This is a genomic window from Massilia eurypsychrophila, assembly GCF_002760655.1.
In the GTDB taxonomy this organism is placed as follows: Bacteria; Pseudomonadota; Gammaproteobacteria; order Burkholderiales; family Burkholderiaceae_D; genus JAFCUW01.
The window spans coordinates 1-13,218 of record NZ_PDOC01000024.1 but is presented as its reverse complement, the minus strand read 5'-3'; the positions used below and the strand labels follow the sequence as shown (position 1 = coordinate 13,218).

General features: G+C 64.6%; 13 protein-coding genes and 1 pseudogene. 5 read left to right on the top strand and 9 right to left on the bottom strand.

Going from position 1 to position 13,218, the window contains the following annotated elements; all coding sequences use genetic code 11:
- Positions 1-20 precede the first annotated feature (20 nt).
- Positions 21-1,175 (top strand): acyltransferase family protein, encoded by a 1,155-nt coding sequence (locus tag CR105_RS23435; protein WP_099792757.1) that lies wholly within the window; start codon positions 21-23, stop codon positions 1,173-1,175.
- On the opposite strand, the gene CR105_RS23430 is transcribed toward CR105_RS23435, so the two are convergent.
- From CR105_RS23430 to CR105_RS23420, 3 genes are read right to left on the bottom strand one after another with little or no spacing between them, the layout of a single operon-like run.
- Positions 1,156-1,686, bottom strand: a complete 531-nt coding sequence (locus CR105_RS23430; RefSeq protein WP_229414091.1) for a hypothetical protein — start codon at positions 1,684-1,686, stop codon at positions 1,156-1,158. The two genes, CR105_RS23435 and CR105_RS23430, sit on opposite strands and share 20 nt — an antisense overlap.
- A gap of 13 nt (positions 1,687-1,699) precedes the next feature.
- On the bottom strand, positions 1,700-2,572 hold the full coding sequence (locus tag CR105_RS23425) for a pirin family protein (protein ID WP_180288290.1): 873 nt from the start codon (positions 2,570-2,572) through the stop codon (positions 1,700-1,702).
- A 47-nt stretch (positions 2,573-2,619) separates the two neighbouring features.
- Positions 2,620-3,219 carry an FMN-dependent NADH-azoreductase gene (locus tag CR105_RS23420; protein ID WP_099792753.1) on the bottom strand — a complete coding sequence of 200 codons (600 nt, stop codon included), beginning with the start codon at positions 3,217-3,219 and terminating at the stop codon, positions 2,620-2,622.
- A gap of 114 nt (positions 3,220-3,333) precedes the next feature.
- On the opposite strand from CR105_RS23420, the gene CR105_RS23415 reads away from it, so the two are divergent.
- Positions 3,334-4,245, top strand: coding sequence for a LysR family transcriptional regulator (locus CR105_RS23415; protein ID WP_099792751.1), 912 nt, complete (start codon positions 3,334-3,336; stop codon positions 4,243-4,245).
- Between the two features lie 116 nt (positions 4,246-4,361).
- On the opposite strand, the gene CR105_RS23410 is transcribed toward CR105_RS23415, so the two are convergent.
- Both CR105_RS23410 and asd read right to left on the bottom strand, forming a co-directional pair.
- Positions 4,362-4,985: a PEP-CTERM sorting domain-containing protein gene (locus CR105_RS23410; RefSeq protein ID WP_099792749.1), complete on the bottom strand. Its 624-nt coding sequence runs from the start codon at positions 4,983-4,985 to the stop codon at positions 4,362-4,364.
- A 164-nt stretch (positions 4,986-5,149) separates the two neighbouring features.
- The gene (gene asd / locus CR105_RS23405) at positions 5,150-5,998 is read right to left on the bottom strand and encodes an archaetidylserine decarboxylase (RefSeq protein ID WP_099792747.1); all 849 of its coding nucleotides are present in this window, start codon (positions 5,996-5,998) and stop codon (positions 5,150-5,152) included.
- A gap of 111 nt (positions 5,999-6,109) precedes the next feature.
- Here asd and CR105_RS23400 point away from each other — a divergent pair, with 111 nt between their 5' ends.
- Positions 6,110-6,430 (top strand): hypothetical protein, encoded by a 321-nt coding sequence (locus CR105_RS23400; protein WP_099792745.1) that lies wholly within the window; start codon positions 6,110-6,112, stop codon positions 6,428-6,430.
- Positions 6,431-6,540: 110 nt separating this feature from the next.
- Positions 6,541-8,712, top strand: coding sequence for a TonB-dependent receptor plug domain-containing protein (locus CR105_RS23395; protein ID WP_099792743.1), 2,172 nt, complete (start codon positions 6,541-6,543; stop codon positions 8,710-8,712).
- A 63-nt stretch (positions 8,713-8,775) separates the two neighbouring features.
- Here CR105_RS23395 and CR105_RS23390 read toward each other — a convergent pair whose 3' ends face one another.
- The 3 genes from CR105_RS23390 to CR105_RS23380 are packed head-to-tail and all read right to left on the bottom strand — an operon-like array spanning position 8,776 to position 10,941.
- Positions 8,776-9,618 carry an EamA family transporter gene (locus CR105_RS23390; protein WP_099792741.1) on the bottom strand — a complete coding sequence of 281 codons (843 nt, stop codon included), beginning with the start codon at positions 9,616-9,618 and terminating at the stop codon, positions 8,776-8,778.
- Positions 9,615-10,259, bottom strand: a complete 645-nt coding sequence (locus CR105_RS23385) for an HD domain-containing protein (protein ID WP_099792739.1) — start codon at positions 10,257-10,259, stop codon at positions 9,615-9,617. The genes CR105_RS23390 and CR105_RS23385 overlap by 4 nt, the downstream gene beginning before the upstream one ends.
- Positions 10,246-10,941: a ribonuclease HI family protein gene (locus CR105_RS23380; protein WP_099792737.1), complete on the bottom strand. Its 696-nt coding sequence runs from the start codon at positions 10,939-10,941 to the stop codon at positions 10,246-10,248. Before CR105_RS23380 ends, CR105_RS23385 begins: the two co-directional genes overlap by 14 nt.
- 94 nt (positions 10,942-11,035) lie before the next feature.
- On the opposite strand from CR105_RS23380, the gene CR105_RS23375 reads away from it, so the two are divergent.
- Positions 11,036-12,934 carry a S9 family peptidase gene (locus CR105_RS23375; RefSeq protein ID WP_099792735.1) on the top strand — a complete coding sequence of 633 codons (1,899 nt, stop codon included), beginning with the start codon at positions 11,036-11,038 and terminating at the stop codon, positions 12,932-12,934.
- A 93-nt stretch (positions 12,935-13,027) separates the two neighbouring features.
- Here CR105_RS23375 and CR105_RS28730 read toward each other — a convergent pair.
- Positions 13,028-13,218: pseudogene (locus CR105_RS28730) on the bottom strand (group II intron reverse transcriptase/maturase); the annotation flags it as partial.

Genomic DNA, 13,218 nt, shown 5'->3' with positions numbered 1-13,218 from the left:
TCCCACTTGCCCGGCCGCGCATGACCGATCTTCGACCTTCCCCGCGGGTGCACGGCCTCGACACCCTGCGCGCTCTCGCGGTCAGCTTCGTGGTGCTGCACCATTACACGCTGTTCGTCGGCTCCGACGACACCTTCGGCTGGGTCGGCAAGATCGGCTGGGTCGGCGTCGACCTGTTTTTCGCGCTGTCGGGCTACCTGATCGGCAACCAGATCTTCGCCGCGATGCGCACCCCGCAAGGCTTGTCGCTGGGCCGCTTCTACGCGCGCCGCCTGCTGCGCACGCTGCCCAATTTCTACGCCGTGCTGGCGCTGTACTACCTGTGGCCGGGCTTTCGAGCCGGCCAGCCCTTGCTGCCGGTCTGGGAGTTTCTTACTTTCACCCAAAACATCAACCTGGAGCCGGGCAGCGCGTTTTCGCACGCCTGGTCGCTCTGCATCGAAGAGCAGTTCTACCTGCTGCTGCCGGCCTGCGCGCTGATCATTGCCGCGGTCGGTGGACAACGCGGCGGCGCGCTGCGCTGGTCGTGGGGCGCCATCGCCTTCATCATCGTGGCCGGCATGCTGGTGCGCGGCGTGCTGTGGCAGGAGCTGGTCGACGGCGCCGCGCGACCGCTCAATTCCTACTACAAGTACATCTACTACTCGTCGCTGTGCCGGCTCGACGAACTGGTGGCCGGCGTCGCGCTCGCGCTGCTGAAGAACTATCACGCCAACCTGTGGCAGCGCCTCACTGCGCACGCGCACGCCGCGCTTGCCGCCGGCGTCGCGCTCACCGCGTTGACGTTCTACCTGTTCTTGGCCGATCACTACGGTTTTGCGATGACGGTGTTTGGCTATCCAATGCTGGCGCTCGGCTTTGCGCTGCTGATCGTGGCGGCGCTCGGCGACGGCGTACTGCGCCGCACCGGCATTCCCGGCGCCGGCAAGCTGGCGTTGTGGTCGTACGCGATCTACCTGACCCACAAGCAGGCCTGCATCCTGCTTGCCGAACCGCTCGCCGCGCGCGGGTTCGACGCCGATTCGGCGGTGGCGATCGGCGTGTCGATGGTAGTGTCGGTGCTGTCGGGATGGGTGCTGTTCCGGCTGGTCGAGACGCCGTTCATGATGCTGCGCGACCGTTACCTGCCGTCCAACCTGCGCGCGCCGGCCGCGCTTAGTGCGCAGCCTCGATGACGTCGAACGCCGACGGCATCGCGCCCAGAAATCCCAGCACCGCGTTGGTGTCGTAGCCGCTGTCCTCGATCACCTTGCGCAGGTTCGGCATGGCGTCAGGCGTATGCGGGCTGCGGTAGGCGTTCATCAGCAGCGCGACCAGGTCGGTCGGGCTGCCGCACGAGCGGCGCATGCGCATTTCGATCACCGCCAGCAGCGCGCGCTGCATGCGCGGCGTCGGATGGGTGATGTGGGAAAAAATCAAGGGCGTATTGGTGATCGACTCGCACAGCGAGCGTTCGATCTGCTCCGGCTTGACGTCCGACGCGATGTCGAAGTAGGCGCGGTTCCAGCGCGTGCGCGCGTACTGGTGCCCCGGCGGGAACGAGTCGACGGTGTCGAATCCGCATACGCGGCTGACGTAGGCAAGCGCCTGGAGGAGGGTGGGGATCAGCATGGTGCGTAGTGTAGCCGAATGCGCGGCGGCGCGTCCGGGCGTCTCCGTGGTCTGACCCTGTGGGGTCAGACCCATTCACGCCGCGTATCTAGGCGCCGAACGTCCCGGCCCGGAAATCCTCGACCGCCTGGCGCAGCTCGTCCTCGGTGTTCATCACGAACGGCCCGTACTGCGCGATCGGCTCGCCCAGCGGACGTCCGGCGATCAGCAGCACCCGGCTCGCTTCGGCCGCCTTGATCCGCACACCTTCCGCGCCGGGAGGATTCGTCAGGATCGCCAGCCGCGTGTTCGCCACGCCCTTGCCTTCGACCGTCACTTCACCGCGAAACACGTACAGGAACGCGTTGTGCCCCGGCGGCAGCTGCTGCTCGAAGGTGGCGCCGGCCGCCAGCTCGATGTCGAGATAATACGGCTCGGTGCCGTCGCGCTGCACCGCGCCTTCGACACCGTGGCTGCGCCCCGCGATCACCTGCACCGTGGCGCCGCTGTCGGTACTAAAGCGCGGAATCTCCTGGTTCGGAATGTCGCGGTACCATAGCGCGCTCATCTTGTCCTTGGCCGGCAGGTTAAGCCATAGCTGAAAGCCTTCCATCAGGCCTTCGCTCTGCTCCGGCATTTCGGAGTGGATCACGCCGCGTCCCGCCGTCATCCACTGCACGCCGCCGTTGGTGATCAGGCCTTCGTGGCCGGCGCTGTCCTTGTGCCGCATGCTGCCCGTGATCATGTACGAGATAGTCTCGAATCCGCGGTGCGGATGCTCGGGAAAGCCGGCGATGTAGTCGCCCGGCTTCTCGCTGCCGAACGCGTCGAGCATCAGGAACGGATCGAGCCGCCGCTGCAGCGTCTGCGTCAGCACGCGGTTGATCTTCACGCCGGCGCCGTCCATCACGAACTGGCCATTGACCAGGCGCTCGACGCTGCGCGCCGTTTCTACCCTTGCTGCTGTCAACTGCTTTGTCATCATGTTCTCCTGGTTGATTTTCCTGGTTCAGGCGCCGCCGCCTGTGCTTACGCCAGTGCTGCTTCGATGTCGGCGTCGGCTTGTGCCTGTGCCTTCGCTACTGCTTCGGGGCCCAGGCCCAGGCCTTCCGAGTACACGAACGTGACGTCGGTCAGGCCGAGAAAGCCGAGGAACGTCGTCAGGTGCGGCACCTGCGAATCGCTGGCGCCGTTGCGGTGGATGCCGCCGCGTGGCAGCGTCACGTAAACCTTCTTGTTCTTCAGCAGGCCTTCAGGCCCGGTTGCGGTGTAGCGGAACGTGACGTTGGCGCGGGCGATCGCGTCGAACCAGCTTTTCAGCTGCACGCTGATGCCGAAGTTGTACATCGGCGCGCCAATCACGATCACGTCCGCTGCCTGCGCCTGGGCGATCAGGGCGTCGTCGAGGGCGACGCGCGCGGCCTGCTCGGCAGTGCGCTGGTCGGCCGGCGTGAACAGCGCGCCCAGGGCTGACTGGTCGATCATCGGGTGCGGCTGCGCACCCAGGTCGCGCACAACGACGACGGCGCCCGCATTGTCGGCGACCAGGCCGGCGACGATCTTGTCGTTCAGGCGGTTCGATTCGGAACCGGTGACCTTGGCGCTGGAATTAATTTGCAAAATGTTCATGTGGAGCTCCTTCGTGTTGTCTGGTTGAACTGCGATGAAGATCACTTTAACAGTTCCAAAAACAGTCCGGAAGGCGCTAGAATGGATAACATTGTTCTTCTGATGGGATAATCGATGGATCTGGAACCGAATGATTTGCTGCTGTTTGCGCGTATCGTCGAAAGCGGCAGCTTCAGCAAGGCCGCGCAGCGCGTTGACCTGCCAAAGTCGACTGTGTCGCGCCGCATCGCGCTGCTGGAAGCCAAGCTCGGCGAGCGGCTGCTGCAGCGAACCACGCGCAAGCTGGTGCTCACCGAGTTTGGCGAAGGCTTGCTCGAACATGCGCGCAAGGTGGTCGATGAAGTGGAGGCGGCCGGCGCCCTGGTGCAGCATCGCCAGCAGGAGCCGAGCGGCAAGCTGCGCGTGTCGATGCCGTCCGACTTTGCCAATCTGGGACTGACGCGCGTGATGACCGAGTTCCTCAAGCGCTATCCGGCCATCACGCTCGAACTTGATCTGTCGCCGCGCCGGGTCGACCTGGTGGCCGAGAACTTCGACGTCGCCATCCGCATGGGCGACCTGCCGGACGATTCGTCGCTGGCGGCGCGCCGGGTGGCGCTGGAAAAATTGGGCCTGTATGCGTCGCCGTCATATATCGCCTTGCGCGGACTGCCCGAGACGCCCGACGATCTGCTCAAGCACGATCTGCTGTGCCTCCTGAGCCGCAATGGCGGCTCCCTTCCGTGGGTGCTCACGCGCGGCAAAACTCAGTGGTCGCGTGACCTTCCGGCGCGCCTTACCGCCAATTCGCCGGACCTGCTGGCGCGCGTCGCCTGCAACGGCGCCGGCATCGCGGCCAGCTCCGATTTGTTCGCCACGCCGTTTGTGGAAAAGGGGGAACTGGTGCGGGTGCTGCCAGAGTGGGACCTGCCGATCGTGACGGGATGGGCGGTGTTCCCCGGCCGGCGCCTGATGCCGGCCAAGACCCGCGCCTTCCTCGACATGATGGAAGTGATGTGCTGCGAGGAGGCCAGCAAGCGCCTCTAGCCGTCAAACGCTGGGGTCAGGTCTGACATTCGGACACGAACTCGTCTGTGTGGACGCTGTTAAAGCCGGGGCCGTGTCCGAATGTCAGACCTGACCCCAGCTTTCTGGGCAAGGCCTTACGCCGCCCGATGCTGACGACGGCGTGCCACGCCGAGACCGAGCGCGCCGATGCCGAGCAAGGCTGCACTGAACGGCTCGGGCACATCGCCGACGACGTCTGCCTCGCTGAAGTGAAGGTTATCCATGATAAGGCTGGTGCCATCAACGAGGTTGCTCATGCGGATCTCATCGAAAGCGATGCCTTGGAAACCCAGGAATGCCGTCGTATTGCAGCAATCCGAATTGGCGTATAGATAGGATTCGACCAGGGCGCCCTGGTAATACGCTGCAACGGTGGTAATGGTGTTGGGGTCAAATTCCCAGTAAGCGCCGGCAGCGTCAACCGTATTGTTGAAGAAAATGCTGTAGGGCTCTAGAAGGCCCGCGCTTGCCAGGAACTGCCCGGAAAAATTGGCCGGGTCCGCAAATTTCACCCCGCTACGCAATCCTGGGCCGAAGGTCAGGCCGTAGGCGGCGAACTGATTTGCGACGACTTCGTTGGCCCCCATCGCAACCTCATCAAAGGTAATCTGGGCATCGCCGGGACCAAACACTGCCGCGCTGTATAGCGGCGTTGCATGCGCGGCGGCTGCCAGCGCTAATGACGCGGCGAGCACGCCCGCTTTAATGAGGTTATTCATGTGAAGTGTCCATTCAGGGAAGTATGGTTAGCGGTTCTTGGAGACCGAGTTAATACTTAAGCAAGAACAGGACCTAGAGATGAAATTGTTATGTGTCACAACTTACGCGCCGCGAAGATGCGATTGTCGACCCATCTGTAAGATAAATCGACAACGCGCCGCTGCTAGGGCCGGTTGCCCATCATCTCGCCCAGGCGAATGCCGCGCTCCGGCACCCACGCCTGGTTGAAATTGATCGTCCCCTGCTTGAACAGCATGACGATGGTCGAGCCGAGCAGGAAGCGCCCCATCTCCTCGCCTTTTTTCAGCACGATGTCCTTGTCGCTGTAATCGAACTCGGTCACTTTGCCGAGGCGCTGCGGGTTCACGACGCCGTGCCACACCGTTTCCATGCTGCCGACAATGGTCGCGCCGACCAGCGTCAACACGAACGGTCCATGCTCGGGCGACTCGAACACGCAAACCACGCGCTCGTTGCGGGCGAACAGGCCCGGAATGCCGCGCGCGGTGGTCGGGTTCACCGAGAACAGCGCGCCGGGCACGTAGATCATCCGCGTCAGCCGGCCGTCGCACGGCATGTGCAGGCGGTGGTAGTCCTTCGGGCTCAGATACAGGTTGGCGAAGCTGCCGTGCTGGAAGTGCGCCGCCAAGCTGGTGTCGCCGCCGACCAGTTCCGCGGTGCTGAACTTGTGTCCCTTGGCCTGGAAGATTTGGTGGTCGTCGATCTCGCCGAACTGGCTGATGGCGCCGTCGACCGGGCAGATGAAATCGGCCTGCGCAAGCGGGCGCACGTCAGGCTTTAACGGCCGCGTGAAAAACTCGTTGAAGCTGGTGTAGCTGGCGATATCCGGGTTGACCGCTTCGTCCATGTTGACCTGGTACTTTTCGACGAACCAGCGAATCAGGTTGGTCGTCCAGACGCCGCCCTTGGCGCCGGCGATGCGGCCGGCGAAGGTGGTCAGGGCCTGCTTCGGCAGCAAATACTGCGGCAATACTTTAATGCGGTCGGACACGGTGAGCCTCTTACTTGGACGATTGTTGATTATAAACGCGTACTGCGCCTCGTCAGGGTTTTCCGCCGCGCGTCGCTTGCGGGTGGCACCAGCGCGAGCTAAGCTTGGTGAATGGAAGCCGGTCCATCCCAGTTCGAAGAATTCGCCGCTGAGGCAAGGGAGCGCTTTGCGCGGATCGAGTCGCGCCTGGACCTGTCGGCGACGAAGAGCGACCTCGCTGACCTGCGCACTGAAATGCACAGGGAATTCGCGTCCATGACCAAATGGGTGGTCGGGACTGCCCTCGTGCTGGGGGCGGCTGCAATAACGATAATCACGTTTGTGCTCAACTACGCGACGCCGCCTAAAGCTCCGCCGGCACCGCAGCTTATTCCCTCAACTCAGCCGCCAATTGTTATCCAGTTGCCGCCTTACCCGGCGCCACGTCAGTAGACGCTGTTGCGGCGACCGAACATACATACCAAAAATAGTTACTCTTGGCCAACTCAGGCCAGGTGGAATCGCGGACAATAGCGGCCTCTGCAATTAACCGCCTTGTCTCCATGTCTTCACGCCAGCATCATCTCCGCCTGGCCGTTATCGCCGCCGCCTTGTCCGCCGCGATGTCCGCCCACGCCCAGCAGGCAGCATCGGCGCCAGCCGAAAAGCCGGCCAAGCCGGCCGACGAAAAAATGCAGCAGGTCGAGGTGCGCGGGTCCACCGAAGCGTACAATCCGCGCCGTGACGACACCGCCAGCAAGATCGTCGTCAACCACGACGAAATCGTCAAGTACGGCGACACCAGCGTCGTCGATGTCCTCAAGCGCCTGCCCGGCATCACCGTCAGCGGCGGCTCGGCGCGCGGCGGCGGCGAAGTGCGCATGCGCGGCCTTGGCGCCGGCTACACCCAGATACTGCTCAACGGCGAAGCTGCGCCGGCCGGCTTCTCGCTCGATTCGCTGGCGCCCGACGTCATCGAACGGATCGAGGTGCTGCGCTCTGCCAGCGCCGAATTTTCAACGCAGTCGATCGCCGGCACCATCAACATCATCCTCAAGAAGGCGATCAAGAAGGGCCAGCGCGAGCTCAAGGCAGGCGTCGGCAAGGGCGCCGGTTTCGTCAATCCGACCGCCAACCTGCAGCTGTCCGACAAACTCGGCCAGATGTCTTACTCGTTCACCGCCAACGTCTTTCACCGCAAGTATGAGCAGGATACGCCGAGCGAGCAAGAGGGCTTCGATCCGGCCGGCCGCCTGGTCATGCAGCGCAATTCGCAGTCGCGCGACAACGGCCAGTTCAGCGCGATCAACCTGTCGCCGCGCCTGAACTGGACGCTGGCGAACGGCGACACCATCACCTCGCAGAGTTTCGTCAACGTCAACCGCTATCGCGGCAACGACAACGTCGCAACCTTCACCACCGTGGGGCCGCAGCCGGCCTATCCGCGCGCCTGGTTCCATAACCTGAACGAGAATGAGTTCTTCCGCACCGACCTCAATTGGGTGCATAAACTCGAAACGGGCGCCAAGCTCGATCTGAAGGTCGGCGGCGTCGTCGGAGGCCTGGGCAACGAGCAGCGCCGCCTCGGCTTTAACCCGGCCGGCGCGCAGACCCTCGACAGCGAAGTGCTGTCGAAAGGGACCGACCGCGGCGTCACCTCGACCGGTAAATTCTCGACGCCGATGTTCGAAGGCCACGCGCTGTCGGTCGGCTGGGACGGCGGCATCAGCACCCGCGACGACCAGCGCGCCGAGCGCGGCCTGCCGGTCGAGCTGTTCGATGCGCGCGTCGACCGCTTCGCCGCGTACGCGCAGGACGAATGGAACATCACGCCGCGCTGGTCGGTGTACCTGGGCGCGCGATGGGAAGGCATCCGCACGCGCACCGCCGGCAATACCTTCGACACCGCCGAGACGACATCGAGCGTGTGGAGCCCGCTGTTCCAGACCCTGTACAAACTGCCGGGCACCAAATCGGACCAGGTGCGCTTCGCCGTTACGCGCACCTACAAGGCGCCGAATACCCAGAGCCTGATTCCGCGCCGGTTCAAGAGCGTCAACAACAGCTCCACCGAGCCTGACTTCCAGGGCAATCCGGATCTGAAACCCGAACTGGCGCTCGGCTTGGACGCCTCGTACGAGCATTACTGGGGCGAGGGCGCGCTGCTGTCGGCCAGCGCATCGATGCGCCGCATCGACAACTTCACCCGCAACGGCGTGCTGTTCGACGGCGAGCGCTGGGTGCAGCTGCCGGTCAACGACGGCCGCGCCACCACGCGCGGCATCGAGCTGGAAGCGAAATTTCCGCTCAAGTCGCTGATCGCGACGGCGCCGGCGCTTGACCTGCGCGCCAGCGTCAGCCGCAACTGGTCGTCCGTCGACGCGGTGCCGGGTCCGAACAACCGCCTCAATGCGCAGACACCGTTTTCCGCCACGCTCGGCGTCGACTACAAGCTAGGCGCGCTGACCACGGGCGGCAGCTTCGCCTTCAAGACCGGCGGCCCTGTGCGCATCTCCACCACGCAGAGCAGCTACCAGACGGCGCGGCGCGAACTGGAGGTGTACGGACTATGGAAGTTCAGCCCGCAAAACCAGCTGCGCGTAGCGGTGTCGAACATTCTCGGCCAGGGTTACGAGGCGCAGAACACGTACGCCGACCAATTCGGCACCGTCAACCGCAGCACCTCGTACAAGGGCCCGGTCGTGCTGCGCGCGACGATGGAGATGAAGTTCTAGTTTTAGGCGGGATCCCATTCCGTCGAACCGGGTGGCGTGTGGCCCTGCCGTGCGTGCTTCGCTCTAGGCCAGCCGCATCGCCACCGCCCCAAACGCCACCAGCGCGATCGCCGCCAGCCGCCTGGCGCCGACCTTCTCGCGCAGCACCAGCATCGCAATCGCCACTGCGAACAGGATCGACGTCTCGCGCAGCGCAGCCACTGTGGCTACCGGCGCCTTCGTCATCGCCCACACCGCCAGGCTGTACGAGCCGAGACTGGCCGCACCGCCCACCAGCATGACGCCGACGTTCTTGCGCGCATACCCCGCCAGTTCGCCGGGCCGCGTCCTCGCCGTCCACGCCAGCAGGCCGATCGCCGTCAGCATGTAGATCCACATCGTGTAGGCCAGCGGCGAGCCCGATTTGCGCACGCCAATGCCGTCGATCAGCGTGAACGCGGCGATCATGCAGGCGTTCAGCAGCGCGAAAACTGTCGCGCGCTCTGCGCCCCGGTGCTGCGCGCGGGTGATGAAAAACAGCGCCAGGATGCCGCCGCAGATGCAGCCGATCGCCAGCCATTGCTGGCCACCCAGGTGTTCACCGAGCAGCGGGCCGCTGACCAGCGCAACCATCAGCGGCGCGCTGCCGCGCATCAGCGGATAGGCGTGGCTCATGTCGCCGTGGCGGTAGGCGGCGATCAGCAGCGCGTAGTACGCCAGCTGCACCGCGGTGGACACGCCGATGTACGCCCAGCTGGCCGCATGCGGCGCCGCCACGAACGGCAGCGCCAGCGCCGCCATCGTGCCGGCGCCAACTGCCACCATCACGGTTGCCAGGAAGGTGTCGCTGCGCGACTTGACCAGCGCGTTCCAGCTCGCATGCAGCAGCGCGCCGAGCAAGACCGCGCTGACCACCAATGAACTCATCCCCACTCGCGCGCAAAGGCGGCGCGAAATTCGAGCAGCCGCTCCAGGCGCTGCTCGCCTTCGGCGCGGCCGGCTTCGGTCTGCATCTTGCCTGGCAGGACAGCGATCTTCGACTCGATGTGATCGAGCGCGAACGCGCGGTCGTCGCGCGTGCGCCGCGCAGCCAGCGGATCGTCCGGATGCGCCAGCGCGCTGCCCATCTGGCCGGCGATGTAGAACAGGCGCGCCAGGCCAACTGCGCCGAGGGAGTCCAGGCGGTCGGCATCCTGCACGATTTTCGCTTCGATCGTATCGGCCGCAATCGCTGCCGAAAAACTGTGCGCCTCGATCGCGTGCGCCACTGCGGCCAGCCGATCGGGCGGAAAGCCGGCGGCAGCCAGCTGGGTGCTGGCCAATGCGGCCGACTGGCGCGACGCCGTCGCCCGCTGCGGATGGTTCTTCGGCAGGTTGACCAGGTCATGCAGGTAGCAGCCGGCCATCACCACCAGTCGATCGGCCTCGGAATGCGCCGCCAGCAGCGTCTGCGCGTTGCGCCAGACCCGGTGCAGGTGATTGATGTCATGCGCGCCGTCGCCGGTCGCGCTGTCGCTCGCCAGTGCGACCAGCGTCGCCTGCCAGTCGTTCGATTCAGGATTGGTCAAAGGTGTTCTCGGAGGATCTCGTGGAGGGGACGCGGCCAGCGCGCTGGGAAAGGGCGTCAGCCGCGCTGTTCTTGTGGCGCGGGATCCAGCGCAGCGTCACGCCGCCGTGAAGCTGCCCGATCAGTGCCAGCGCCGCCTGCCGGCACGGGCGCAACGACGCCGCGGCCGATATGTCGGGACCGGTGACGTCGTCGATGACGACCTTGCTGTCGCCATAGATGGTGAGGCCTTCGGCGCGGTGCGCGACGGCCGCCTCGAGCAGCGCCACCAGCGCGCGGTACTCGGCCTCGCTGCTGTTGCCGTAGCCGGCCGCGCGCGAGATCTCGATCTGTTCGCCGGCAGGACCTATCAGCAGCGCGCCGATGCCGCAGTCGCCCGGATTCGGATGGGCCGAGCCGTCGAACCAGGCGCGCCACGCAGTCGGTTGGCCGTCGTGGCGCGCCTGGCGCTTCGCCAGCGCGGCCGCGCGCAGCGCATCGCGCGCATCGGCGCGCTCGGCGGCGATAGCTTTCGCCGCTTCGCGCGCCGCCACCAGTTCGGCCAGCGACGCCGTGCCGGCGGCCGCCTGCAGCGTCGCGCGCAGCGCCTCTAACGGCGAGCATCCGGTGCGCCGCGTCAGCAGTCGGCTGGCGACAAGTTCTGTTTTGAATGCGGCGGTCGACAGGCGGGCGAAATCGGTCATTCCGGCAGCATAACCGGTTTGCCCAAGCTTGACACCGATAGACAACTTTGCAACACTCGACTGGCCCCGATCGGTGGGCGTCCCTGGAGGATTTATGAGATTTATCGGTACCCTGGTTCGATTGTCCGCTTTCGCCGCGATGCTGCAGCCGGCGTTCGCCGCGCCGGTCAAGGAGGTGTCGAAGACGCCCAAGCGCTACACCATCGAGCGGTTCATGGCCACGACGTCGATCAGCGGCGCGTCGTTCAGCCGGGACGAGAAGCAGATCCTATTCTCCAGCAACGAGAGCGGCATCTTCAACGCGTACACGATCCCGGTCGCCGGCGGCAAGCCGGTCGCGATGACGAAATCGACCACCGACAGTACCTACGCCGTCAGCTTTTTCTACAACGATGACCGCATCCTGTTTACGCGCGACAGCGGCGGCAACGAGAACAACCACCTGTTCGTGCGCGAGCTGGATGGCGCCGAGAAGGACCTCACGCCGGGCGATAAGCACAAGGCGTCATTCGCCGGCTGGCGCCCGGACGGCAATGCCTTCTACGTCACCACCAACGAACGCGATCCGCGCTTTTTCGACCTGTACCGCTACGACGCCAAGACCTACGCGCGCACCATGTTGTACAAGAACGAGAGCGGCATGAATGTCTCCACCATCAGCCGCGACGAGCAGTGGCTGGCGCTGCAGAAGACCACCACCACGTCCGACAGCGACATCTACCTGTTCAACCTGGCGACGGGCGAATCGAAGCACATTACGCCGCACACCACGCCGGCTTCGTACGGCGCGGCTACCTTCGATCCGCAGTCCAGGCGCCTGTTTTTCACCACCAACGCGAGCGGCGAATTTGCCGCCATCCGCACCTACGACATCGCCAGCGGCGCTACCGCCGAACGCGAAAAGGCGGACTGGGACCTGCTTGGCACCTCCTATTCGCGCGACGGGCGCTTCCGTACCAGCGTCGTCAACCAGGACGGCAGCATCGCGGTGCGGGTAGTCGAGGGCCCCGCCGAGAAGGCCGTGGCGCTGCCCAAGCTGCCCGGCGGCGAAATGCGCCAGACGACGTTCTCGCCGAGCAGCCGGCTGATGGCGTTCTACGTCAACGGCGACCGCTCGCCCAACAACCTGTACGTGCACGATTTCCAGACCCGCCAGACCAGGCAGTTGACCAGTAGCCTGAACAAGGAGATCGACCCGGCCGATCTGGTCGAAGCCGAAGTGGTGCGCTTCACGTCGTTCGACGGCACCGTCATCCCGTCGATCTACTATCGGCCGAAGAACGCATCGCCGACGAACAAGGTACCCGCGCTGGTGTGGGTGCACGGCGGCCCGGGTGGCCAGACCACGCGTGGCTACAGCGCGCAGATCCAGTATCTGGTCAATCATGGCTACGCCGTCCTCGGCATCAACAACCGTGGCAGCTCCGGCTACGGCAAGACCTTCTTCACCGCCGACGACCGCAAGCATGGGCGCGAGCCGCTGTGGGATTGCGTCGAGGCGAAGACCTTCCTGGCCAGCCTCGGTAACATCGACCCGCAGCGCATCGGCATCGTCGGCGGCAGCTATGGCGGCTATATGGTGCTGTCGGCGATGGCATTCAGGCCCGAGGCGTTCAAGGTAGGCATCGATATTTTCGGCGTCAGCAACTGGATCCGCACGCTCGAAAGCATTCCGGCCTACTGGGAGACCCAGCGCAAGGCGCTCTACGACGAAATTGGCGATCCGGTGGCGGACCGTGCGATGCTGATGGCGACGTCGCCGCTGTTCCATGCGAAGGAGATCCGCCGGCCGCTGATGGTGATCCAGGGCGCCAACGACCCGCGCGTGATCAAGCCCGAGAGCGATGAAATCGTCGACGCGGTCAAGAAGAACAATGTGCCGGTGGAGTACATCGTCTTCGCCGACGAAGGGCATGGCTTCAGCAAGAAGAAGAACCAGGCCGAGGCGAGCGCGCGCATGCTGGCTTTCCTCGACAAGTACCTGAAGCCGTAGGGCCAATCGGCATAGGGGGCAGCTAATTAAAGCTGCTCCCCTGCCACACCACCCGGCATGCGGGTCCGCACCGGGCGGTTCGAGTAGTTGAGGTTAAGTCAGGCGGGGCACGCCAAGTCGGTCAAAGTAGGCGATTGTGAGGACTGTTTTCAGCAGTCGATCAGCGTTTCGCCACCAGCATGTACTACTCGCTGCAACTCGTTGCGCGACCAACGGCGTGGCACCAAGTTGCAACAATTCCCGATACATGGTTTTCCCACGCTTCCAATGCTTGAGCTGGATAG

Bases quoted from the DNA above. Each gene is read 5' to 3' on its own strand.
- CR105_RS23435 (WP_099792757.1), top strand. From the start codon at position 21: ATGACCGATCTTCGACCTTCCCCGCGGGTGCACGGCCTCGACACCCTG.
- CR105_RS23430 (WP_229414091.1), bottom strand. From the start codon at position 1,686: ATGGGTCTGACCCCACAGGGTCAGACCACGGAGACGCCCGGACGCGCC.
- CR105_RS23425 (WP_180288290.1), bottom strand. From the start codon at position 2,572: ATGACAAAGCAGTTGACAGCAGCAAGGGTAGAAACGGCGCGCAGCGTC.
- CR105_RS23420 (WP_099792753.1), bottom strand. From the start codon at position 3,219: ATGAACATTTTGCAAATTAATTCCAGCGCCAAGGTCACCGGTTCCGAA.
- CR105_RS23415 (WP_099792751.1), top strand. From the start codon at position 3,334: ATGGATCTGGAACCGAATGATTTGCTGCTGTTTGCGCGTATCGTCGAA.
- CR105_RS23410 (WP_099792749.1), bottom strand. From the start codon at position 4,985: ATGAATAACCTCATTAAAGCGGGCGTGCTCGCCGCGTCATTAGCGCTG.
- CR105_RS23400 (WP_099792745.1), top strand. From the start codon at position 6,110: ATGGAAGCCGGTCCATCCCAGTTCGAAGAATTCGCCGCTGAGGCAAGG.
- CR105_RS23395 (WP_099792743.1), top strand. From the start codon at position 6,541: ATGTCTTCACGCCAGCATCATCTCCGCCTGGCCGTTATCGCCGCCGCC.
- CR105_RS23390 (WP_099792741.1), bottom strand. From the start codon at position 9,618: ATGAGTTCATTGGTGGTCAGCGCGGTCTTGCTCGGCGCGCTGCTGCAT.
- CR105_RS23380 (WP_099792737.1), bottom strand. From the start codon at position 10,941: ATGACCGATTTCGCCCGCCTGTCGACCGCCGCATTCAAAACAGAACTT.
- CR105_RS23375 (WP_099792735.1), top strand. From the start codon at position 11,036: ATGAGATTTATCGGTACCCTGGTTCGATTGTCCGCTTTCGCCGCGATG.